Origin of the sequence: Cupriavidus sp. 2TAF22, assembly GCF_052115045.1 — a bacterium.
GTDB lineage: Bacteria > Pseudomonadota > Gammaproteobacteria > Burkholderiales > Burkholderiaceae > Cupriavidus.
On the sequence record NZ_JBFRFX010000004.1, the window covers coordinates 107,863 to 129,959 of the forward strand.

General features: G+C 68.3%; 19 protein-coding genes. 10 read left to right on the forward strand and 9 right to left on the reverse strand.

Annotated elements, in window-relative coordinates; genetic code table 11:
* The 6 genes from AB4Z48_RS06880 to AB4Z48_RS06905 all read right to left on the reverse strand — a co-directional run bounded on the left by AB4Z48_RS06880 (position 1) and on the right by AB4Z48_RS06905 (position 4,450).
* The gene (locus tag AB4Z48_RS06880) at positions 1 to 228 is read right to left on the reverse strand and encodes a sulfurtransferase TusA family protein (RefSeq protein WP_011297045.1); all 228 of its coding nucleotides are present in this window, start codon (positions 226 to 228) and stop codon (positions 1 to 3) included.
* Between the two features lie 53 nt (positions 229 to 281).
* Positions 282 to 869, reverse strand: coding sequence for an NUDIX domain-containing protein (locus AB4Z48_RS06885; RefSeq protein WP_441613149.1), 588 nt, complete (start codon positions 867 to 869; stop codon positions 282 to 284).
* 100 nt (positions 870 to 969) lie between these two features.
* The gene (locus AB4Z48_RS06890) at positions 970 to 2,001 is read right to left on the reverse strand and encodes a threonine aldolase family protein (RefSeq protein ID WP_441613150.1); all 1,032 of its coding nucleotides are present in this window, start codon (positions 1,999 to 2,001) and stop codon (positions 970 to 972) included.
* Positions 2,002 to 2,074: 73 nt separating this feature from the next.
* Positions 2,075 to 2,263, reverse strand: a complete 189-nt coding sequence (locus AB4Z48_RS06895) for a 4-oxalocrotonate tautomerase (RefSeq protein ID WP_441613151.1) — start codon at positions 2,261 to 2,263, stop codon at positions 2,075 to 2,077.
* Between the two features lie 53 nt (positions 2,264 to 2,316).
* Positions 2,317 to 3,090 (reverse strand): class II aldolase/adducin family protein, encoded by a 774-nt coding sequence (locus AB4Z48_RS06900; protein WP_441613152.1) that lies wholly within the window; start codon positions 3,088 to 3,090, stop codon positions 2,317 to 2,319.
* Positions 3,091 to 3,226: 136 nt separating this feature from the next.
* The gene (locus AB4Z48_RS06905; protein WP_441613153.1) at positions 3,227 to 4,450 is read right to left on the reverse strand and encodes a YbfB/YjiJ family MFS transporter; all 1,224 of its coding nucleotides are present in this window, start codon (positions 4,448 to 4,450) and stop codon (positions 3,227 to 3,229) included.
* A 204-nt stretch (positions 4,451 to 4,654) separates the two neighbouring features.
* On the opposite strand from AB4Z48_RS06905, the gene AB4Z48_RS06910 reads away from it, so the two are divergent.
* The 3 genes from AB4Z48_RS06910 (at position 4,655) to AB4Z48_RS06920 (ending at position 7,899) form a co-directional block, all read left to right on the forward strand.
* Positions 4,655 to 5,518: a LysR substrate-binding domain-containing protein gene (locus AB4Z48_RS06910; RefSeq protein ID WP_441613154.1), complete on the forward strand. Its 864-nt coding sequence runs from the start codon at positions 4,655 to 4,657 to the stop codon at positions 5,516 to 5,518.
* A 108-nt stretch (positions 5,519 to 5,626) separates the two neighbouring features.
* Positions 5,627 to 7,135, forward strand: coding sequence for an NfeD family protein (locus AB4Z48_RS06915; RefSeq protein ID WP_441613155.1), 1,509 nt, complete (start codon positions 5,627 to 5,629; stop codon positions 7,133 to 7,135).
* 2 nt (positions 7,136 to 7,137) lie between these two features.
* Positions 7,138 to 7,899 (forward strand): slipin family protein, encoded by a 762-nt coding sequence (locus AB4Z48_RS06920; protein WP_441613156.1) that lies wholly within the window; start codon positions 7,138 to 7,140, stop codon positions 7,897 to 7,899.
* Between the two features lie 163 nt (positions 7,900 to 8,062).
* Here the strand turns inward: AB4Z48_RS06920 and alaS are convergent, their stop codons facing one another.
* A complete protein-coding gene (gene alaS / locus AB4Z48_RS06925) occupies positions 8,063 to 10,687 on the reverse strand; it encodes an alanine--tRNA ligase (RefSeq protein WP_441613157.1) in 2,625 nt (874 codons plus the stop codon).
* A gap of 335 nt (positions 10,688 to 11,022) precedes the next feature.
* On the opposite strand from alaS, the gene AB4Z48_RS06930 reads away from it, so the two are divergent.
* The 3 genes from AB4Z48_RS06930 to AB4Z48_RS06940 all read left to right on the forward strand — a co-directional run bounded on the left by AB4Z48_RS06930 (position 11,023) and on the right by AB4Z48_RS06940 (position 13,955).
* Positions 11,023 to 12,243 carry a CaiB/BaiF CoA transferase family protein gene (locus AB4Z48_RS06930; RefSeq protein ID WP_441613158.1) on the forward strand — a complete coding sequence of 407 codons (1,221 nt, stop codon included), beginning with the start codon at positions 11,023 to 11,025 and terminating at the stop codon, positions 12,241 to 12,243.
* 152 nt (positions 12,244 to 12,395) lie between these two features.
* Positions 12,396 to 12,848, forward strand: coding sequence for a DUF2214 family protein (locus tag AB4Z48_RS06935; RefSeq protein ID WP_441613159.1), 453 nt, complete (start codon positions 12,396 to 12,398; stop codon positions 12,846 to 12,848).
* 99 nt (positions 12,849 to 12,947) lie between these two features.
* The gene (locus AB4Z48_RS06940; RefSeq protein ID WP_441613160.1) at positions 12,948 to 13,955 is read left to right on the forward strand and encodes a tripartite tricarboxylate transporter substrate binding protein; all 1,008 of its coding nucleotides are present in this window, start codon (positions 12,948 to 12,950) and stop codon (positions 13,953 to 13,955) included.
* A 48-nt stretch (positions 13,956 to 14,003) separates the two neighbouring features.
* On the opposite strand, the gene AB4Z48_RS06945 is transcribed toward AB4Z48_RS06940, so the two are convergent.
* Positions 14,004 to 15,746, reverse strand: coding sequence for a potassium/proton antiporter (locus AB4Z48_RS06945; RefSeq protein ID WP_441613161.1), 1,743 nt, complete (start codon positions 15,744 to 15,746; stop codon positions 14,004 to 14,006).
* 346 nt (positions 15,747 to 16,092) lie between these two features.
* On the opposite strand from AB4Z48_RS06945, the gene AB4Z48_RS06950 reads away from it, so the two are divergent.
* A complete protein-coding gene (locus AB4Z48_RS06950; RefSeq protein ID WP_441613162.1) occupies positions 16,093 to 16,554 on the forward strand; it encodes a tripartite tricarboxylate transporter TctB family protein in 462 nt (153 codons plus the stop codon).
* A 12-nt stretch (positions 16,555 to 16,566) separates the two neighbouring features.
* Positions 16,567 to 18,069 carry a tripartite tricarboxylate transporter permease gene (locus AB4Z48_RS06955; RefSeq protein ID WP_441613163.1) on the forward strand — a complete coding sequence of 501 codons (1,503 nt, stop codon included), beginning with the start codon at positions 16,567 to 16,569 and terminating at the stop codon, positions 18,067 to 18,069.
* A 108-nt stretch (positions 18,070 to 18,177) separates the two neighbouring features.
* Here AB4Z48_RS06955 and AB4Z48_RS06960 read toward each other — a convergent pair whose 3' ends face one another.
* Positions 18,178 to 19,062, reverse strand: coding sequence for a LysR substrate-binding domain-containing protein (locus tag AB4Z48_RS06960; protein ID WP_441613164.1), 885 nt, complete (start codon positions 19,060 to 19,062; stop codon positions 18,178 to 18,180).
* Positions 19,063 to 19,255: 193 nt separating this feature from the next.
* On the opposite strand from AB4Z48_RS06960, the gene AB4Z48_RS06965 reads away from it, so the two are divergent.
* A complete protein-coding gene (locus AB4Z48_RS06965) occupies positions 19,256 to 20,233 on the forward strand; it encodes a Bug family tripartite tricarboxylate transporter substrate binding protein (protein WP_441613165.1) in 978 nt (325 codons plus the stop codon).
* Positions 20,234 to 20,302: 69 nt separating this feature from the next.
* Positions 20,303 to 21,928, forward strand: coding sequence for a gamma-glutamyltransferase (gene ggt, locus AB4Z48_RS06970; RefSeq protein ID WP_441613166.1), 1,626 nt, complete (start codon positions 20,303 to 20,305; stop codon positions 21,926 to 21,928).
* Positions 21,929 to 22,097 lie beyond the last annotated feature (169 nt).

Genomic DNA, 22,097 nt, shown 5'->3' on the forward strand with positions numbered 1-22,097 from the left:
TCACCGCCTCCGCATATAAAACACAAACACCTTGTCCACTTCCTGATGCGACAGCAACTCATTGCCAGTCTGCTTGGCAAACGCCTGGAAATCGCGCGTGGCGCCCGGATCGGTGGCAAGTACCTTGAGGACATCGCCGCTGGCCATGTCGGCCAGCGCCTTCTTGGTGCGCAGGATCGGCAGCGGGCAGTTCAGGCCGCGCGCGTCCACTTCTTTCTGGAACTCCATTCCTCTCTTCCTTTGTCTTTGTGTCCCGGCTCTTTATCCAGGACACTGAGTATTCACGGCCTGTATTGTAGCGAAGCACCGGGCAGGCCGAAGGCGTCGCGCTTGCGCGGGTCGGGAATGTCCTCGCCGGTGTTGCGGTCGAAGAAGCGCACCGGGTGGCCGCGCGAGGCCAGCCAGTCTGCCACCGCGAAGCCGGTGCCCGCCGACCAGATCCGCATGTCCTCGGGCGCCACCAGCTTGTAGTCGGCCAGTTCCTCGGATAGCGCGATCTGGCCGCTGGCCTGCACATGGTAGGCGATGATCAGCTCGTTCTTGCGCATGAACTCGTAGACCCCGATCAGCGACACCGCGTGGGCGTCCAGGTTGGTCTCTTCCTTGAGTTCGCGCGCCACGCCCTGCTCGGGCGTCTCGTCGCGCTCCAGGAAACCCGTCACCAGGGCGAACATCTTCTCGGGCCACGCGGCGTTGCGCGCCAGCAGCAGCTTGCCCTCGTACTCCACCACCGCGGCCAGCACCGGCAGCGGGTTGTTCCAGTGGACGAATCCGCATTCGGGCTGCACGCAGGCATCGCGCTCGCGCCCGGAATGCGGCAGCACTTCCAGCGGCGAACCGCATTGGGGGCAGTAACGGTAATAGGACATTGCGAAGCTCCTTGTCTTTCAGCCTTGCCGGCTTTGTTGTGTTTGTCGGGTCGTCAGCTTGTCACGATGCCTGCTTTCCTGCGTTCTTGCTTGCCGGCGCTCAGGCGGCGCAGGCGTCGCGCATGTCGGCGGCCAGCGCTTCCACCGTTTCCGGCTGCAGGTCCCACGAGCACATGAAACGGCAGCCGCCCGCACCGATGAAGGTGTAGAAGCGCCAGCCCTTCGCGCGCAGCGTTTCGATGGCCGCCAGCGGCAGTTCGGCGAAGACCGCATTGGACTCGGTCGGGAACATGATGCGCACGCCGGGGATGGTGGCGATGCGCTCGTGCAGAAGCTGGGCCATGGCGTTGGCATGGCGAGCGTTGGCCAGCCACACGTCGTTCTCCAGCAGGCCCAGCCACGGCGCCGAGATAAAGCGCATCTTGGAGGCCAGTTGCCCGGCCTGCTTGACACGGTAGGCGAAGTCCTCGGCCAGCCTGCGGTCGAAGAACACCACCGCCTCGCCCACCGGCAGGCCGTTCTTGGTGCCGCCGAAGCACAGCACATCGACCCCGGCGCGCCAGGTGATTTCCGAGGGATGCACGCCCAGCGACGCCACCGCGTTGGCAAAGCGCGCCCCGTCCATGTGCACGCGCAACTGGCGGCGCTTGGCGATGGCGGCGATGGCGCGCACCTCCTCCACCGTGTACACGGTGCCGACTTCGGTGGACTGCGTCAGCGACACCACCTTGGGCTTGGGATAGTGGATATCGGAGCGGCGCGTGACGAGCGCTTCCACGGCGTCGGGGGTGAGCTTGCCGTTGGCGCCCGGCGCGGTCAGCAGCTTGGAGCCGTTGGAAAAGAACTCAGGGCCGCCGCATTCGTCGGTTTCGATGTGCGCCAGTTCATGGCAGATCACCGAATGGTAGGACTGGCACAGCGCCGACAGCGCCAGCGAATTCGCCGCGGTGCCGTTGAAGACGAAGAAGACTTCGCAGTCGGTCTGGAACAGGTCGCGGATGCGGTCGCAGACCTTCTGGGTCCAGGAGTCGTCGCCGTAGGCCTGCTCATGGCCGCTGCCATTGGCTTCGAGGAAATACTTGAGCGATTCCGGGCAAAAGCCGGCGTAGTTGTCGGAGGCGAAGTGCTGCATGGAGGGAAAAGTCCGTGGCGGGTGGATACGTGCTGTGGTCAGCGCGGGCGGAGCGCGCAAGGTCCGCCCGTGCTCACTTCTTGTCGGCCCACAGTTCGCCGCCGGTGGACCAGTTCTCGCGCTTGATGTCGGTGATGATGATATCGACCGCCGAAGCCGAGCAGCCCAGCGTTTCGCAGGTGACGCGGGTGACTTCCTCGACCAGCTTGCGCTTTTGCTCGATGGTGCGGCCTTCGAAGAGTTCTACATGGTATGTCGGCATGGCTAGGGTTCCTCTTGGGTATCGGGGGAGCGGGACCAATGCGCTCGCGCGCGTCAATCGCGGTAGGAAACATCGATTCTATCGAGTTTGCGCAGCAATGACGGCCATTCGAGCCCGCCTTCCAGCGCGCCGTTGTCGTCGAGCTGCGCCGATGCATGCACCGCCACGGCGGGCGGCGGCTGCACGACTTCGCCGCCCGCCTGCGCCGCGATCTGGATCTCGCAGGCCTTGATCAGCGTGGCCATCAGCACATAGGCCTCGGCCACGGTGCGGCCCACCGTGAGCGTGCCGTGATTGCGCAGCAGCATGGCAGGCTGCGCGCCGAGCGAAGCGGTCAGGCGCTCGCCCTCGGCCGGCGTGAAGGCCAGGCCTTCGTAGTCGTGGTAGGCCAGCCGGCCATGGAAGCGCATGGCGTGCTGCGACAGCGCGAGCAGGCCGCGGGCCTGGGCCGACACCGCCACGCCGGCGGTATTGTGCAGGTGCATCACGCATACCGCGTCGGGCCGCGCGGCGTGCACCGCGCCATGCAGCGCAAAGCCGGTGACGTTGACCGGGTGCACGCTCTCGCCCACCACCTCGCCGCGGCCGTTGATCTTGACCAGGTCGCTGGCGCGGATCTCGTCGAAGGCAAAGCCAAACGGGTTGATCAGGAAATGATCCGGCTCGCCCGGGACGACCGCGGAGATATGCGTGTAGATCAGGTCATCCCAGCCCTGCAGCGCGCACAGGCGGTAGGCGGCCGCAAGATCGGCGCGCATGCGCGCCTCGGCCGGCGTGGCGGGCTGGGTGGCGCCGGTGGCGCGGGCAGGCTGCAGGGAAAAAGACATGGAATCGGCTCCTGCGCCACGCGCGTCCGGGCGGCCCGGACGGCGCTCCCGGTGGCAGCGCGCGCGGCGAAGGCGATACTGTAGCGCAAGCCCCGCAGCCCCGTCAGGCGGCGCCCGGGCAGGCCCGCGGGCGCGTCTAGCGCGCAGGCGCGCGCGCCATCCAGGCGAACACCGCGCTGCCCRTCAGCAGGGCCGCGACCGCACAGCACAGGGAGGCGGCAAAGCCGCCGCTGCGTGCCACCAGCGCCGTGGCCAGCGGCGGCCCCACGATCTGGCCCAGGCCGTAGCTGGCGGTCATCAGCCCCATCAGGCGCTGGGCCTGGCCGCCCCACAGGCGCCGCGCCTCGCGCATCGCGAACGACACCAGCGCGTTGAACGGCAGCCCCGCCAGCAGGCTGCTGAGCGCGAATCCGGTCACTGTCGGCCATACCACCGCGACCGCCACCCCCGCCGCCTGCATGGCGTAGGTAAAGGCCAGCAGCTTGCGGTTGTCGCACTCCACCCGCACGCGCGAGGCGACGAAGGCGCCCACGGTCACGCCGGCGCCGAAGATGGGCCAGAACAGGTCGGCCCATACCGAGCCGGGCATGGCCTGGCGCGCGATCACGGGCAGGAAGGTGGCGGTGATGATGTAGCCGAAGCCGGCCAGGCCGTAAGCCAGCGTCAGCAGCCAGGTCTCGCGGTCGAGCCTCGGCACGGCGGATGCCGCAATCGCGGCCGCCGCGGGCACCGGGCCGGCCGGTGGCGCGCCGCGGGGCGCCGGCCGGAACACAGGCCAGACCATGCCGACCAGGACGGCGCCCAGCAACCCGAAGGCCAGCCAGGCCCAGCCCGCGCGCCAGCCGGCGCCGACCATGCCGAAGGCCGAAACGCCCGTCAGCACGATGCCGATGCCGGGCCCGCAGAAGATCAGCCCGCCCAAGGGCGCCCGGCCCATCTCTGCCAGCCGGTGCATGCACCAGGCCGTGCCGTAGACCATCACGAACGCGCTCGCCACGCCCGCCGCCGCGCGCCACACGCCCCACGCCGCCATGCCGCCGGGCGCGGCCATGCCCAGGGTCAGCAGTACGGTGGCGACCAGGCCGAGCCTGACCATGCGCGCCGGCTCCGGGCGGATGAACAGGCACACGGCGGCGCCAGCGAAATAACCCAGGTAGTTCAGCGTCGCCAGCCATCCGCCCTCGCCCAGCGTGACGCTGGCGTCATGCAACATCATCGGCAGCAGCGGCGTAAAGGCAAAGCGGCCTATGCCCATCGCCACGCCCAGCGCAACCAGGCCGGCCAGCGCCACGGTCCAGATGCCGGGCTGGACGTGCGCCGGCGCGAGCGCGGCGGCCAGGCGGTGGTCAGCGCTGCCCATCCGCGCGGCCTCCCTGGAAGAGACGCCGCAGGCACGGGACGATGACGGTGGGGAATGTGAAGTCCATCGCCGCATGCTACGCTCAGGACACGCGACCGAAAAATGAATAATTGAGAACGCAACGATCTTCCGGCGAGATGGATGAGGCGTTCCCATCCGGACTTCCTTCCGGCGGCGCGTGGAACCGCTAGCAAGAGCATCGCAATGGACCTGGCTTCCCTGGAAATCTTCCGCTGCGTCGTCGAAGAAGGCGGCGTCACGCGCGCCGCGGCGCGCCTGCACCGAGTGCAATCCAACGTCACCACCCGCATCCGCCAGCTGGAAAGCTCGCTCGGCGTGGAATTGTTCCTGCGCGAAGGCAAGCGCATGGTGCTGACACCAGCCGGGCAGACCCTGTTCGACTACGCACGGCGCGTGCTGGACCTGGCCGAGGAAGCCCGCCACGCGGTGCTGCCGGCCAAGCCCCAGGGCCGCCTGCGCATCGCCTCGATGGAAAGCACGGCGGCCAGCCGCCTGCCCTCGGTGCTGGCCGCCTATCACCAGGCCTGGCCCGAGGTGCAACTCGAACTGGTGACGCTGACTACGCGGCAGGCCTTGCAGGCGCTGGGCCGCTTCGAGGTGGATTGCGCCTTCGTGGCAGAGCCGCTGGACGACCCTGCCCTGGCCTGGCTGCCGGCCTTCCAGGAGGAACTGTTGCTGATCGCGCGCGAGCAGCACCCGCCCATCGGCTGCGCGGCCGACCTGGAAACCCGCACCATGCTGGCCTTCGATCCGGGCTGCAACTACCGCATGCGGCTGGAGACCTGGCTGGCCGCGGGCAACAGCCCGCCGCGCCGGGTGCTGGAACTGGGCTCGTACCATGCCATCATCGCCTGCGCCGCGGCGGGCATCGGCGTGGCCATCGTGCCGCGCTCGGTGCTGGGCCTTTACCGCGACCTGCCCAAGATCAGCGTGCACACGCTCGGCGCCGCCGGCAAGGTCGATACCGTGCTGGCCTGGCATCCGGCCATGGCCAGCACCGCGCTGGCGGCGCTGGCCGACAGGTTCCGGCTGGCCGCCGCGGCCTGAGCCCGCCCGGTCGGCGGCCGGACGGGGCCGCGCGCCCGGCAGGATGTGCCCGTTCGCCTACACTGGAAGTGGCGCCGCGTGTGCACTCACTGTGCCGGCGTCCCTGCCATGAAGCATGCCCCGATGCACTTGCGATGGCTTGCCGCCGGCACCCGGCTGGCCGCGGCCGCTGCATTCGCCGTCACCCTGGCCGTCCTTGCCATCGTAGTGCCGGCAACGACGTGGTCCGCGACGCAGGCCGCCATGGCCCCCGCCACGCCGGCCGCCCCGGTAGTCGTGATCCCGCTCAAGGGCGCCGTCGGCCCGGCCAGCGCCAGTTTCATCGTGCGCGGCATGGCCCGCGCCCGCGACGGCGGCGCCCAGCTGATCGTGCTGGAAATGGACACGCCCGGCGGGCTGGACCTGTCGATGCGCGAGATCATCCAGGCCATCCTCGCCTCGCCGGTGCCGGTGGCGAGCTACGTCTACCCGGGCGGCGCGCGCGCGGCCAGCGCCGGCACCTACATCCTCTACGCCAGCCATATCGCCGCGATGGCGCCGGGTACCAATCTGGGCGCGGCCAGCCCGGTGCAGATCGGTATTGGCGGCACGGGCGGGCCGCAGAAACCGGAAGCCACGCCCGCCTCGGCGCCGGCCAGCACGCCCCAGCCACAGGACACCATGGAGCGCAAGCAGATGCACGATGCCTCCGCCTATATCCGCGGGCTGGCGCAGCTGCGCGGGCGCAATGCCGAATGGGGCGAACGCGCGGTGCGCGAGGCGGTCAGCCTGTCGGCCAGCGAAGCCGTGGAACAGCACGTGGCCGACCTGGTCGCGCCCGACCTGCCGGCCCTGCTGCGCGCGGTGGATGGCAGGCGCGTGCAGGCCGCCGGCGTGGAGCGCGTGCTGCGCACCGCGCAGGCGCCGGTGCAGGTGCTGGAGCCGGACTGGCGCAGCAGCTTCCTGGCAGTCATCACCGAGCCCAGCGTGGCGCTGATCCTGATGATGATCGGCATCTACGGCCTGATCTTCGAGTTCTCCACGCCGGGCATGGTGTTGCCCGGCGTGGCCGGCGCGATCTGCCTGCTGCTGGCGCTGTTCGCGCTGCAGATGCTGCCGGTGAACTACGCCGGGCTGGGACTGATCGCGCTGGGCATCGGCTGCATGGTGGCGGAGCTGTTCCTGCCAACCTTCGGCGCGCTCGGCGTGGGCGGGATCATCGCCTTCATCTTCGGCGCGGTGATGCTGATCGACACCGAGGTGCCTGGCTTCGGCATCCCGCTGTGGCTGATCGGCACGCTGGCGCTGGCCAGCGCCGCCTTCCTGCTGGGAGTCTGGACGCTGCTCTGGCGCGCGCGGCGCATGCCTTCGGTCAATGGCGGCGATGCCATGATCGGCACGCCCGGCGTGGTGCTGGACTTGCTGGACGGCGACGCGCGCGAAGACGGCTGGGCCGAGGTGCGCGGCGAGCGCTGGCGCGTGCACGGCATGCTGCCGCTGCAGCGCGGCCAGCGGGTGCTGGTCACCGGGCGCAGCGGGCTGCTGCTGGAAGTGCGCGCCATCGATGATGCCGCCGCGAACGCCGCAGGCACGGCGGGCGCGGCCGGCACGATCAATCCATCCACTCGAGGAGCATGATCATGGCATTCGGATTCAGCGCGGGCGGTCTCGTCTTCCTGGTCGCCCTGCTCATTGTCTCGTCCATCCGCGTGCTGCGCGAATACGAGCGCGGCGTGGTGTTCATGCTGGGCCGTTTCTGGAAGGTGAAGGGGCCGGGCCTGGTGATCCTGATCCCTGCCGTGCAGCAGATGGTGCGCGTGGACCTGCGCACAGTGGTGATGGACGTGCCGCCGCAGGACGTGATCTCGCGCGACAACGTCTCGGTCAAGGTCAACGCGGTGGTGTACTTCCGCGTGATCGATCCCGAGCGCGCCATCATCCAGGTGGCGAACTTCCTCGAGGCCACCAGCCAGCTGGCGCAGACCACGCTGCGCTCGGTGCTGGGCAAGCATGAGCTCGACGAGATGCTGGCCGAGCGCGAGCAGCTCAATATCGATATCCAGAAGGCGCTCGACGCCCAGACCGACAGCTGGGGCATCAAGGTMTCSAAYGTSGAGATCAAGCATGTCGACCTCAACGARASCATGRTCCGCGCCATCGCGCGCCAGGCCGAGGCCGAGCGCGAACGGCGCGCCAAGGTGATCCACGCCGAAGGCGAACTGCAGGCTTCCGTGAAGCTGCTGGAGGCAGCGCAGATGCTGGCCCGCGAGCCACAGGCAATGCAGCTTCGCTACCTGCAGACGCTCACGCAGATTGCCTGCGACAAGAGTTCGACCATCGTGTTTCCGCTGCCGATCGACATCCTCACGCTGGTGGGCAAGCTCAGCCGGCAGGGGACATGATGAAGCAAGGGGACGTGAAAAAAGGCGCCGCAGCGCCTTCCTCCCGTCCCGCGTGACTAAGCGTGACAAACATGCCACCGGTGGTCTTTCCTCTCCCCATGAGGGCAGAGGAGGCCAGGACATCAGGCAGTGCCGACGTCCCTGGCCGGCCACGACGAAAGCATCACACCTTCGCCGCCACCCACTCGCCGACACCTGCCAGCGCCTTCGGCAGGTTGGCCGGCTCGGTGCCGCCTGCCTGGGCCATGTCGGGGCGGCCGCCGCCCTTGCCGCCGACCTGCTGGGCGACAAAGTTGACCAGCTCGCCGGCCTTGACCTTGCCAGTCGCGTCGGCGGTGACGCCGGCGATCAGGCTGACCTTGCCGTCGGCCACGGCGCCCAGCACGATGGCCGCGCTGCCCAGCTTGTCCTTGAGCTTGTCCATGGTCTCGCGCAGCGTCTTGAGGTCGGCGCCGTCGAGCTGGGCTGCCAGCACCTTGATGCCCTTGACGTCGATGGCCTGCGCGGCCAGCTCGTCGCCCTGCGAGGCGGCCAGCTTGCTCTTGAGGCGCTCCAGTTCCTTCTCCAGCGCGCGCACCTGCTCCTGCACCTGGCCGATGCGCGGCACCAGTTCGGACGGCTGCGCCTTGAGCGCGGCGGCGGCTTCGTTGAGCTTGGCGTCGAGCGCCTGCAGGTAGTGCAGCGCGTTGTCGCCGGTGATGGCTTCCACGCGGCGGATGCCGGCGGCCACGCCGCCTTCCACCACGATCTTGAACAGGCCGATGTCGCCGGTGCGCGCCACGTGGGTGCCGCCGCACAGTTCCTTCGAGCTGCCGATCGACAGCACGCGCACGTCGTCGGCGTACTTCTCGCCGAACAGCGCCATGGCGCCGCTCTTGACGGCATCGTCGAAGGGCATCACCTCGGCGCCGGTGGCGGCGTTCTGCAGGATCTCGGCGTTGACGATGTCCTCGACCCGGCGGATCTGCTCGTCGGTCATCGGCGCGTTGTGCGAGAAGTCGAAGCGGGTCTTGTCGGCATCCACCAGCGAGCCCTTCTGCTGCACGTGGGTGCCCAGCACTTCGCGCAGGGCCTTGTGCATCAGGTGGGTGGCCGAGTGGTTGCGCATGGTGCGCGCGCGGCGCTGCGCATCCACCTGCGCGCCGACGCTGTCGCCCACCTTGAGCGCGCCGCCCGCCAGGGTGCCCTGGTGGCCGAACACGTCGGCCTGCACCTTGGTGGTATCGGCCACGGCGAACACGGCGCTGCCGCTGCGCAGCTCGCCCTGGTCGCCGGCCTGGCCGCCGGATTCGGCGTAGAACGGGGTGTTGTCCAGCACCACCACGCCGGTCTGGCCGGGCTGCATGGTGTCGACGGCGGCGCCGTCCACGTACAGCGCGGTGATCCGGGCGGCTTCGACGGCGAGCTGGTCGTAGCCGTGGAAGGTGGTCTTGTCGCCGTTGTATTCGAGGCCGGCGGCCATCTTGAACTTGCCGGCGGCGCGGGCCTGCTCGCGCTGGCGGTTCATGGCAGCGTCGAAGGCGGTCTCGTTCACCGTCATTTCCTGCTCGCGGCACACGTCCTGCGTCAGGTCCAGCGGGAAGCCGAAGGTGTCGTGCAGCTTGAAGGCGAGTTCGCCGTCGAGCACGGTGCCGCCCTTGGCCTTGACCTCGGCCAGCGCCGCGTCGAGGATGGACATGCCATTCTCGATGGTCTCGAAGAAACGTTCCTCTTCGGCCTTGAGCACTTCGATCACGCGCGACTCTGCCTCGGCCAGCTCGGGATAGGCCTGGCCCATCTGCGCCACCAGGTCCGGCACCAGCTTGTGGAAGAACGGGGTCTTGCGGCCCAGCTTGTAGCCGTGGCGGATGGCGCGGCGCACGATGCGGCGCAGCACGTAGCCACGGCCTTCGTTGCCGGGGATCACGCCATCCACGATCAGGAAGGAGCAGGCGCGGATATGGTCGGCGATGACCTTGAGCGAGTTGTTGTTCAGGTCGGTGATGCCGGTCTCGCGCGCGGCGGCCTTGATCAGCGCCTGGAACAGGTCGATCTCATAGTTGCTGTGCACGTGTTGCAGCACCGCGGCGATGCGCTCCAGGCCCATGCCGGTGTCGACGCAAGGCTTGGGCAGGCGCGGCATATTGCCTTGCTCGTCCCGGTTGAACTGCATGAACACCAGGTTCCAGATCTCGATGTAGCGGTCGCCGTCTTCCTCGGGCGATCCCGGCGGGCCGCCCCACACGTCCGGGCCGTGGTCGTAGAAGATCTCCGAGCACGGGCCGCAGGGACCGGTGTCGGCCATCTGCCAGAAATTGTCCGAGGCGTAGCGCGCGCCCTTGTTGTCGCCGATGCGCACGATGCGCTCGGCCGGCACGCCGACTTCCTTGGCCCAGATGTCGTAGGCCTCGTCGTCTTCCGCGTACACCGTGACCCACAGCTTGTCGGCGGGCAGCTGGTACACCTTGGTCAGCAGCTCCCACGCGTACTGGATGGCCTCGCGCTTGAAGTAGTCGCCGAACGAGAAGTTGCCGAGCATTTCGAAGAACGTGTGGTGGCGCGCGGTGTAGCCCACGTTCTCCAGGTCGTTGTGCTTGCCGCCGGCGCGCACCGAGCGCTGCGACGACGTGGCGCGCGTGTACGGGCGCTTGTCGGTGCCCAGGAACACGTCCTTGAACTGCACCATGCCGGAGTTGGTGAACAGCAGCGTCGGATCGTTCCCCGGCACCAGGCTGGACGAGCGGACCACGGTGTGGCCCTTCGATTCGAAGTACTGCAGGAACTTGCTGCGGATGTCGGAGACTTTCATGTTCTGGGCAGGGCGTCCCGCGGCGTGGCAGGTCGCTGTCGGTCAGGATGGATTTGCAAACCATTGATTATACGGGGAAGCCTGCTGCCGCGGCGCGCCGCCGGGGTTTCGTGGCGCATGCGCGCCGGCGCCCGCCCGGCCGGGCCGCGATGTGCTCCCGGGGGCCTGCCGGTGGTAAAGTGCTGGCTGTCCCGGCCGGACACCCCTGGCGCCGCCCTCAGCGCCGCCCCGGTCACCCCGCAAGCCGCCCTGCATCCGGCACGAGCCAGGCAGGAACCAGACGGCGGGGCCGCCCGGCCTTCCCTTGCCACCCCTTCCGGATTGCATCACACCCCATGGGAGCCTTAAGCCACCTCCGCGTCCTCGACCTGACCCGCGTCCTCGCCGGGCCCTGGTGCGCCCAGAACCTTGCCGACTTCGGCGCCGACGTGATCAAGATCGAGCGGCCCGGCGCCGGCGACGACACCCGCACCTGGGGCCCGCCCTGGCTGCAGGACGCGGACGGCCGCGACACCGCGGAAGCCGCCTACTACCTGGCCGCCAACCGCAACAAGCGCTCGGTCACCTGCGACATCAGCACGCCCGAAGGCCAGGAACTGGTGCGCGCGCTGGCCGCCCAGAGCGACGTGGTGCTGGAGAACTACAAGGTCGGCCAGCTCAAGAAGTACGGCCTGGACTACGAATCGCTCAAGGCGGTGAAGCCGGGCCTGATCTATTGCTCGGTGACCGGCTTCGGCCAGACCGGCCCCTACGCGGCGCGCCCGGGCTACGATTTCATCATCCAGGGCATGGGCGGCTTCATGAGCCTGACCGGCGAGCGCGACGACCTGCCCGGCGGCGGCCCGCAGAAGGCCGGCGTGGCCATCTCCGACCTGATGACCGGCCAGTACGCCACCATCGCCGTGCTGGCGGCGCTGGCGCACCGCGAGCGCACCGGCGAAGGCCAGTACATCGACATGGCCCTGCTCGACGTGCAGGTCGCCATGCTGGCCAACATGAACACCAACTACCTGGCCAGCGGCGTGGCGCCGAAGCGCTGGGGCAACGCGCACCCGAACATCGTTCCCTACCAGACTTTCCAGGCCGCCGACGGCTGGATCATCGTGGCGGTGGGCAACGACGGCCAGTTCCGCAAGTTCGTGACCGCGGGCGGCCACCCCGAGCTGGCCGACGACCCGCGCTTCGCCACCAATCCGCAGCGCGTGGCGCAGCGCGACGTGCTGGTGCCGATCCTGGCCGAGATGGTCAAGCCGCGCACGCGCGCGCAGTGGATCCTCGACCTGGAAAGCGCCGGGGTGCCGTGCGGTCCGATCAATACGCTGGACGACGTGTTCGACGATGCCCAGGTCAAGGCGCGCGGCCTGCGCGTGGACCTGCCGCACCCGAGCGCCGGCGAGGTCAAGCTGGTCGGCAGCCCGATCAAGATGAGCGCGACCCCGCCCGAGGCGGTGCGGCATCCGCCGCTGCTGGGCGAACACACCGACGCGGTGCTCGAAGGCATGCTCGGCTATAGCCCTGAGCAGATCGCAGCGCTGCGCGCCAAGGGCGTGCTGTAAAGGCTTTGCCGTCCGTCCCGCAAGGCGGCGGCCGGCCTTGGCCCGTGCCGGATCCGGCAGCAAAGCAGCAAAGCAGCAAATGAAGCACAAACCGATGACCTGACCCGCGCGCCGCCGGCCGGCGCCTGCCCATACCCACGAAAGGAGTTTGGATGCTGACCGACGCCCTGCTGGCCTTCCTGCACTTTGCCTTCATCTTCGCCCTGATCGCGCTGCTCACGGCCGAGGCCGTGATCATGCGCACCGGCCTCACGCCGGCCACGCTCAGGCGGATCTCGATCTACGACCTGGTCTACTTCCTGTCAGCCATGGCGGTGCTGGCGACCGGCCTGCTGCGCCTGTTCTACGGCGCCAAGGGCATGCAGTTCTACCTGCACAACCCGTGGTTCCACGCCAAGATGACCGTGTTCGTGGTGATCGCGCTGTGTTCGCTGCCGCCCACCTTCGCCATCCAGCGCTGGCGTCGCCAGGCACGCACGGCGCCGGACTTCGTGCCGGCGGCGGCGGAGCTGAAGAAGGCGCGCCGCTGGGTCATGATCGAAGCCCACCTGCTGATCCTGCTGCCGCTGTGCGCGGTGATGATGGCCCGGGGCATCGGCATCTAGGCGGCCCGTCGAAAGAGAGCCGGGACCGCCGCGCTTTCGGGCAGCCTCCCAACCCACCAGAATTCCCATACGTACCCCGCAACTCCAATGCGCATTTCCATGTTCAAGCAACAATTCGCCGCCGCGTTGCTGGCGTTCGGCGCCCTTGGCGCACTCGCCGCCGCGCCGGCCGTGGCTTCCTCGGCCTACCCCGTCAAGCCGCTGAAGTTCGTGGTGCCCTACCCCGCCGGCGGCCCGCTGGATACCGTGGCGCGCGCCATCGGCGACAAGCTCAAGGACAGCCTGGGCCAGCCGGTAGTGGTGGAGAACCGTCCCGGCGCCGGCGGCAATATCGGCGCGGACTACGTCGCCAAGCAACCGGCGGACGGCTACACCATCGTGATGGGCGCGGTGGCCACGCACGCCATCAACCCGTCGCTGTTCGCCAGGATGCCGTACGACCCGGTCAAGGACTTCAGCCCGGTCACCCTGGTGGCGGACGTGCCAAACGTGCTGGTGATGCACCCCGGCAAGGCCGCCGAGCTGCACATCACCGACCTGCGCGAGCTGGTGGAATACGCCCGCAAGAACCCCGGCAAGCTGGACTACGCCTCGGGCGGCAACGGCAGCGCCGGGCACCTGTCGGGCGAGTTGTTCAAGAGCATGGCCAAGGTGAGCATGGTCCATATCCCGTACAACGGCGCCTCGCCCGCGCAGTTGTCCGTGCTGTCCGGCCAGACCGACATGATCTTCGACAACCTTGCCTCGGCCTCGGCCAATATCAGGGCCGGCAAGCTCAAGGCCTTCGCGGTGACCACGGCGGTGCGCGCCGCGGCCTTCCCGGAGCTGCCGACCATTGCCGAAGCCGGCAAGGGCCTGGGGCTGGAAGGCTTCGATATCTCGACCTGGTTCGGCGTGTTCGCGCCGGCCAATACGCCGCGCGAGATCGTCGACCGCCTCAACCACGACATCGTGGCCATCCTCAAGACCGACGACATGAAGGCCCGCCTGGCCCGCATCGGCGCGCAGCCGGCGCCGACCACGCCCGAGCAGTTCGGCGCGCTGGTGCAGCGCGAGCTGAAGAAGTATGCGCAGATCGTGAAGGTGTCCGGCGCGAAGGTGGATTGACGACGGGCGCCGGCCGCGCCGGCGAGGGCGCGCAATGCGCCCCGGCCCTCAGCCTTCCGCCGCTCGCGCGCCGCGCGCCGTGCGCGGCAGCAATAGTCCGACCTGGATGATGCGCGGCCCGTCCATCCGCGTCACGGTCAGCTTCAGGCCGGCGATCTCCACCATATCGCCTTCGACCGGCGGCGACGTGAAGGCCGCCTGCATGGCCGCCTCCAGCGTCAGGCCAGCCTCCGCCGCACCCAGTTCGCGCGTGCCGTAGAGCCCCGCCACATCGCGCAGCATGGCCTCGCCGGACAGCAGGAAATCGTGGCTGGCCTTGCCCCAGGCCGGCGCCGGGCCGGGCTTGCGGAACAGCAGCGCCAGCATCGGCACGCTGGTGCCGGGCGCCAGGATGGAGACCACGTCGCCGGCGCGCAGCACGGTCTGCTCGGGCGCTGCCAGCGCCTTGTCGCGCACCACCGTCAGCAAACGGCAACGCGGCGGCAGTTCGAGCTGGTCGGCACGCAGGCTCTCGGCCGGGGCATCGCGCTCCACGGCGAACTGCATCACCTCGAGCGCGGGGCCGTGGGTGCCATGCAGGCGGGCGCGCGCGAGCGGCTCGGGGTATGCCGGCCGCAGCACACGGGCCAGGCGCGCCGCGAACGGCACCGTGGTGCCCTGCAGCAGCAGGCTGGCCAGCACCACGGCGAAGGCGACGCGGAACAGCAGGCCCGCGTCGGGCAGCCCTTGCAGCAGCGGGAACAGCGCCAGCACGATCGGCACCGCGCCGCGCAGGCCCATCCACGCCATGAAGCCCTTCTCCCGCGCGCTGAAGCGGAACGGCAGCAGCGCCAGCCAGACCGCGGCCGGGCGCGCCACCAGCATCAGGAAGGCCGCCACGGCCGCGGCCGGCCCCGCCACTTCCCAGATCCGGTGCGGCGCCACCAGCAAGCCCAGCAGCAGGAACATCACCGACTGCGACAGCCAGGCCATGCCGTCCATCGCGCGCATGGCGTCCGCGCTGACCGCGCGCTCGCGGTTGCCGACCAGCACGCCGGTCAGGTAGACCGCCAGGAAGCCGCTGCCGCCGGCGCTCTGCACGATGGCGAACACCATGGCGCCGCCCGAGCACAGCAGGATGGCCTGCAGCCCCTCGGCCACGCGGATGCGCTCCATCACATTGGCCAGGCAGTAGCCCAGCCCCATGCCCAGCACGCCGCCCACGCCGAACTGCACCACCAGCCGCCACAGCAGGGCGCCCGGAGTCAGGCCGGCGGGCGCGCCGATCCACTCGATCAGGGTCAGGGTCAGGAAGATCGCCATCGGGTCGTTGATGCCGGATTCGATCTCCAGCACGCTGGCGACCCGCTCCTTGAGGCGGATGCCGCTGGTATTGAGCAGCGAGAACACCGCCGCGGCATCGGTGGAGCCGACGATGGCGCCCAGCAGCAATCCGAGCTTCCAGTCGATCTCCAGCACCCAGGCGGCGAACAGCCCTACCAGGCCGGTGGTGACCAGCACGCCCACCGTGGCCAGCGCCAGCGACGGCTTGAGCGCCACGCGGAACGTGGTCAGCCTGGTGCGCAGGCCGCCGTCGAGCAGGATCACCGCCAGCGCCAGGTTGCCGACCAGGAAGCTCAGCCAGGTATTGGAGAAGCGGATGCCACCGGGGCCGTCGACGCCGGCCAGCATGCCGACTGACAGGAAGACGAGCAGGAAAGGCACGCCGAGGCGCGCGGAGAAAGCGCCCACCACGATGCCCAGGGACATCACGACGGCGCCGATCAGGATGACATGGTCGATGCTTTCCAAAGCGGCTTTCCTTTCAGCGCCGTGCTGCATTGCCCACATGCCCGGAGGGCGGCGAGCCGCGGCATGGCGGCCAACGATGATAGCGCAGCCCATTGCCGGCACGACCGCGCCGGGCCGCCCCGGGCGGGGCGCCCCGGTGCCGTCGCGGATCGGCTGGAAGCGATCCGTATGTCGCCTAGGGAGATACCCGCAGATTGACCATTTCACAAGACATCTGAAAGGTAGCTGAAAGGTCCGCCCCTTACTTTCCACCCTGCCCGCGGCAGGTCGGTTTGGCGTGTCACTTTGATGCGCCGCAGCAGCGCCCGCCGCCCGGATTTCAAGCAGCTTTTCGAGGAGAATCATTTTGCGCATACGTAGCCAAAAGGACTTTGCCTCCGGCCTGATGTTCATCCTGGTCGGATTCGGCTTTTCCTGGGTCGCACGCGGCTATTCCATGGGAACCGCCGCCAAGATGGGTCCGGGATATTTCCCGTTCTGGCTCGGCGTCGTGCTCGCCTTGCTGGGCGCACTGGTGCTGTGGAGTTCCCTGTCCGCCAAGAAGGAAGAAGACCAGCTGGCGCGCTGGGATATCAAGACGCTGCTGTGGATCCTGGGCGCGGTGGTGCTGTTCGGCCTCATGCTCAAGCCGCTTGGCATGGTGCTGTCCGTACTGGTACTGGTGCTGGTGTCCTCGATGGCCAGCCATGAATTCAGCTGGAAGGGTGCCGTTCTCAACGCCATCATCCTGGTGGTGATCAGCATGGGCGCCTTCGTCTACGGCATCAATCTTCAGATGCCGGTGTGGCCGGCATTCTTGGCAGGATAAGGAGACGGCCATATGGAACTACTCGCCAACCTGGGGCTGGGCTTCTCTACCGCCCTGACCCTGCAAAACCTCGCATACGCCTTCCTGGGCTGCGTGCTGGGTACCCTGATCGGCGTGCTGCCGGGCCTGGGGCCTCTGGCCACCATCGCCATGCTGCTGCCGGTGACCTACACGCTGCCGCCGGTGGCCGCGCTGATCATGCTGGCCGGTATTTACTACGGCGCGCAATATGGTGGCTCCACCACCGCCATCCTGGTCAACCTGCCGGGTGAATCGTCGTCGGTGGTGACTACCATCGATGGCTACCAGATGGCCAGGCGAGGACGAGCGGGGGTGGCGTTAGCCACCGCCGGCCTGGGCTCGTTCTTCGCCGGCTGCGTGGCAACCCTGATCCTGGCTGCGTTCGCCGCGCCGCTGTCGGAACTGGCATTCAAGTTCGGCCCGGCCGAATACTTCTCGCTGATGGTGCTGGGCCTGATCGGCGCCGTGGTGCTGGCTTCGGGTTCGCTGGTCAAGGCCATCGCCATGATCGTGCTGGGCCTGCTGCTGGGCCTGGTCGGCACCGACGTGAACTCGGGCGCCGCGCGCTTTTCCTTCGACGTGCCTGAACTGACCGACGGACTGAACTTCGTCTCGGTGGCCATGGGTGTGTTCGGCTTCGCGGAAATCATCGCGAACCTGGAACAGAAGGATGCCCGCGAAACCTTCACGGACCACATCACCAACCTGTTCCCGACCAAGGCCGACTTCAAGCGCATGATTCCCGCCGTGTTGCGCGGTACTGCGCTCGGCTCTCTGCTGGGCATCCTGCCGGGCGGCGGTGCGGCACTGGCGTCGTTCGCGGCCTACTCGCTGGAGAAGAAGACCTCCAAGTATTCCCACGAATTCGGCAAGGGCGCCATCGAAGGCGTGGCCGGTCCGGAATCGGCCAACAACGCCGCGGCGCAAACCTCCTTCATCCCGCTGCTGACGCTGGGCATTCCGCCCAACGCCGTGATGGCGCTGATGGTGGGCGCGATGACCATCCACAACATCCAGCCGGGTCCGCAGGTCATGACCAGCAACCCCGCGCTGTTCTGGGGCCTGATCGCCTCGATGTGGATCGGCAACTTCATGCTGATCATCCTGAACCTGCCGCTGATCGGGATCTGGGTGAAGCTGCTCAAGGTGCCTTACCGCTACCTGTACCCGGCCATCCTGACCTTCTGCTGCATCGGCGTGTACTCGGTCCAGAACACCACGTTCGACGTGTTCCAGACCGCTGCCTTCGGCGTGATCGGCTACCTGTTCATCAAGCTGAAGTGCGAGCCGGCGCCGCTGCTGCTGGGCTTCGTGCTGGGACCGATGATGGAAGAGAACTTCCGCCGTTCCCTGCTGCTGTCGCGTGGCGAGTTCAGCGTGTTCCTGACCCGCCCCCTTTCGCTCGGCCTGCTGATCGCCGCTGCCGTGCTGGTGCTGATCGTGGCGCTGCCGTCGATCAAGAACAAGCGCGAAGAAGCGTTCCAGGAAGAATAAGCAGGACAACAAGCAACAACAGCAAGACCATCGAAGGGCGCCGCGAGGCGCCCTTTTTTCGTTTCCCGCCCGCCTGTCCGTGGGCCGCGGGAATCGGCGTCCCGCGCCTCAGGCCCCGAACAGCCCGGCGCACGCCTCGCGCACGGCCGCCGTGATATGCCGGCGCGCATGATCGCGCCGCTCCAGCATGCCGATGGTGCGCAGCACGGGCGCGCCGCCCACCGCCAGCGGCAGGATGCGCAAGGCGTCGTCGTCCAGCCAGCGCGCGCGCTGCAGCAGCGGCACCACGGTGACGCCGACCTCCTGGCGCACCAGCTCGACCAGCGCCTCGATCGAATTCAGCTCGAGGAACTCGTTGACGCGCAGGTGGGCGCGGCGCAACGCGCGCTCCACCAGCATGCCGGTGCGCTGGCCGCGGTCGAAGCGCAGGAACGGGTTGGCGGCCAGCGCCTCGCGGGCCGTCGCGCCAGGGCTGCTGAGCCCGGCGATGGCCACCAGCGGTTCGCGGTAGAGCGGCGTCCACACCAGGGTGCCGGGCAGGCGGCCGGCGCCTTCGACCAGCATGGCGGCGTCCAGCTCGCCGGCTTCCACCTGGGCGGCCAGCTCGAGGGACTTGGCGCCGACCAGGCGCACGTCCAGCGCAGGGTATTCGCGCTTCATGCGTGCCACCACGTGCGACAGGCCGCCCATCACCGAGACCACGGCGCCCACGGCCACCGCGCCGGCCATGGCGTCGGGCGCCTCGGGCGGCAGGCGCATCTCGTCGTACAGCGCCAGCATGCGGCGCGCCTGCGGCAGCAGTTCGCGTCCGCCTGCGTTGAGCGCCACTACCCTGCCGCCGCGGTCGAACAGTTCGCGGCGCAGCTCCATCTCCAGCGCACGCATCTGCAGGCTGACCGCGGCCTGGGTCAGCGACACCTGCTCGGCGGCGGCGACAAAGGAGCCGTGGTCGGCCACGGCGACGAAGGTACGGAGGAAGCGGATGGTGCTCATGAAATCGGCGCCATAAAAGCGCCCTTTAATCCACTAAATAACTTAAGAAAATATTGAGACACACAAAAGAAATATTAGCTTTCATTACGATGTAGCGCACGGAATAATGATGCAAAGCATCATCGAATCGCGTGCGGCGGCCAGCCCTGGGGCAGTTGCCGCCTGCCCCTGCCTTCCAGTTCCGGAGAACACCATGAAACACTGGCTGCGCCTGCTCGGCACGAGCCTCGCCACCGGCCTCGCACTGAGCGCGGTGCCGGCTCTCGCCGACACCTACCCGAACAAGCCGATCCGCCTGATCGTGCCGTTCCCGGCCAGCGGCGCCACCGACCTGCTGGCACGCGCCATCGCCCAGAAAGTGGGCACCAGCATGGGCCAGCAGATCGTGGTGGACAACCGGCCCGGCGCGGGCGGCGCGATCGGCTCCGACATGGCGGCCAAGGCGCCGGCGGACGGCTACACGCTGCTGATCGCCACCACCAGCACGCACTCGATCGGGCCGTATATCAACACCCGCCTGCCCTACAACACCGAAACCGACTTCACGCCGATCGGCCAGGTGGCCATCGCCACCAATGTGCTGGTGGTGCCGAACAGCCTGCCGGTGAAGAACGTCAAGGAACTGATCGACTACGCCAAGAAGCATCCCGGCGAGCTGAACTACGCTTCGAGCGGCAACGGCACGGTGGTGCACCTGACGGCCGAGGCCTTCAAGGCGCAGGCCGGCGTGTTCATCACGCACATTCCCTACCGCGGCACCGCGCTGGCCGTGCCCGACCTGATCTCCAACAAGGTGCAGGTCCTGTTCGACAGCATCGTCTCGGGCCTGCCGCACGTGAAGGACGGCAAGCTCAAGGCGCTGGCCGTGACCAGCCTGAAGCGCTCGCCGCTGGCGCCGGAGATCCCCACGGCCAGCGAGTCCGGCCTTCCGGGCTTCGAATCCGACACATGGTTCGGCATCTATGGCCCGAAGGGCATGCCGGCCGACCTGGTGAACCGCCTCAACGCCGAGTTCAACAAGGCGATCCAGTCGCCTGACGTCAAGGAGCGCCTGGGCAAGCTGGGCGCCGAGCCGGTCGGCGGCACGCCGGCGCAGTTCGCCGCGATGGTCAAGAAGGACAGCGCGCGCTGGGGTAAGCTCATCAAGGATCGCAAGATCACCGTCGAATAAGAGGTCGGTTCAAGCCACCTCCGTGGCGGCGCCGCAGGCGCGCCGCCCGCGCAAGCAACCGAGACAAGCATGCAGAATTTCAACTGGACCAACCCCTACCCCTCCGTGCGGATCCCGCTGTTCGCGCGCAACGTGGTGTCCACTTCGCATCCGCTGGCGGCGCAGGCCGGCCTGCGCATGCTGCTCAAGGGCGGCAACGCGGTGGATGCGGCCATCGCCGCGGCGGCGGCCATCACCATCGTCGAGCCGGTCTCGTGCGGCCTGGGCAGCGACGCTTTCGCCATTCTCTGGGACGGCAAGGAACTGCACGGCCTGAACGCGTCCGGCGTGGCGCCGGCGGCCTGGAGCCCCGAATATTTCAAGAACAAGTACGGCACGGACGCCAACGGCATCGCCAACCGCCCGGTGCGCGGCTGGGACGCCGTCACCGTGCCCGGCGTGATCGCCGGCTGGGCCGCGCTGCACGAGCGCTTCGGCAAGCTGCCGTTCGCCGACCTGATGGAGCCTGCCATCGAGATCGCCGAGCGCGGCTATGCGGTGCCGCCGGTGGTGGCGCACAAGTGGGCCGCGGCCGTGCCTGAACTGAAGGACCAGCCCGGCTACGCCGACACCTTCATGCCCAACGGCCGCGCGCCCAACGTGGGCGAGAAGTTCACGCTCAAGGCCGCCGCCGAGACGCTGCGCAAGATCGGCGCCACCAACGGCCGGGCCTACTACGAAGGCGAGATCGCCGAGCGCATCGCCGCCTTCAGCAAGGAATGCGGCGGCGCCATGACCGCCGCCGACCTGCGCGACTACAAGCCGGACTGGGTCAAGCCGATCAGCAAGTCCTATCGCGGCTATGAGATGCACGAGATCCCGCCCAACGGCCAGGGCATCGCCGCGCTGATGGCGCTCGGCATCCTCGACCAGTTCGACGTGGGCTCGCTGCCGGTGGATTCGGTGGAGTCGCAGCATCTGCAGATCGAAGCGATGAAGCTGGCCTTCGCCGACCTCTATCGCTACGTGGCCGATCCGCGCAGCATGGAAGTCACGCCCGAGCAGATGCTGGACGACGCCTACCTGAAGTCGCGCGCCAAGCTGATCGACATGCAGCGCGCCACGCATTTCGACTTCGGCATGCCCAAGGTGGGCGGCACCATCTACCTGACCGCCGCCGACGAGAACGGCATGATGATTTCCTTCATCCAGTCGAACTACATGGGCTTCGGCTCCGGCGTGGTGGTGCCCGGCACCGGCATCAGCCTGCAGAACCGCGGCGTGGGCTTCTCGATGGACCCGAAGTCCGCCAACGTGGTGGCAGGCGGCAAGCGTCCCTTCCACACCATCATCCCGGCCTTCCTGACCAAGGGCGGCCAGCCGGTGATGAGCTTCGGCGTGATGGGCGGCGACATGCAGCCGCAGGGCCATCTGCAGACCGTGGTGCGCATGGTGGACTACAACCAGCAGCCGCAGGCCGCATGCTGCGCGCCGCGCTGGAAGGTCAACCGAGACTTCACCCTGGACGTTGAATCCACCATGGATCCTGCCGTGGTGGCCGCCCTCAAGGCGCGCGGCCACCAGCTCAAGTCGGTCGACGACCCCTACATGGACTTTGGCTCCGGCCAGTTCATCTGGCGTATGTCCGACGACGCCGAACACGGCTACGTAGCCGCCAGCGATAGCCGGCGCGATGGGCAGGCAGTCGGTTTCTGAATCGGTTTCTGAGTCCCCGCAAGCAGTACTGGGAGGGCGCCCCCGGCAACGGGGGCGCCTTTTTTCTTGGCGGGCCGGCGCGCGACTGTCCGCAACTGGCCTGCCCGGCGTCGGCATGACTGTGCATGGCGTACGCGCGCCGGCACCTTAGACTGTGATGTCCGCCATC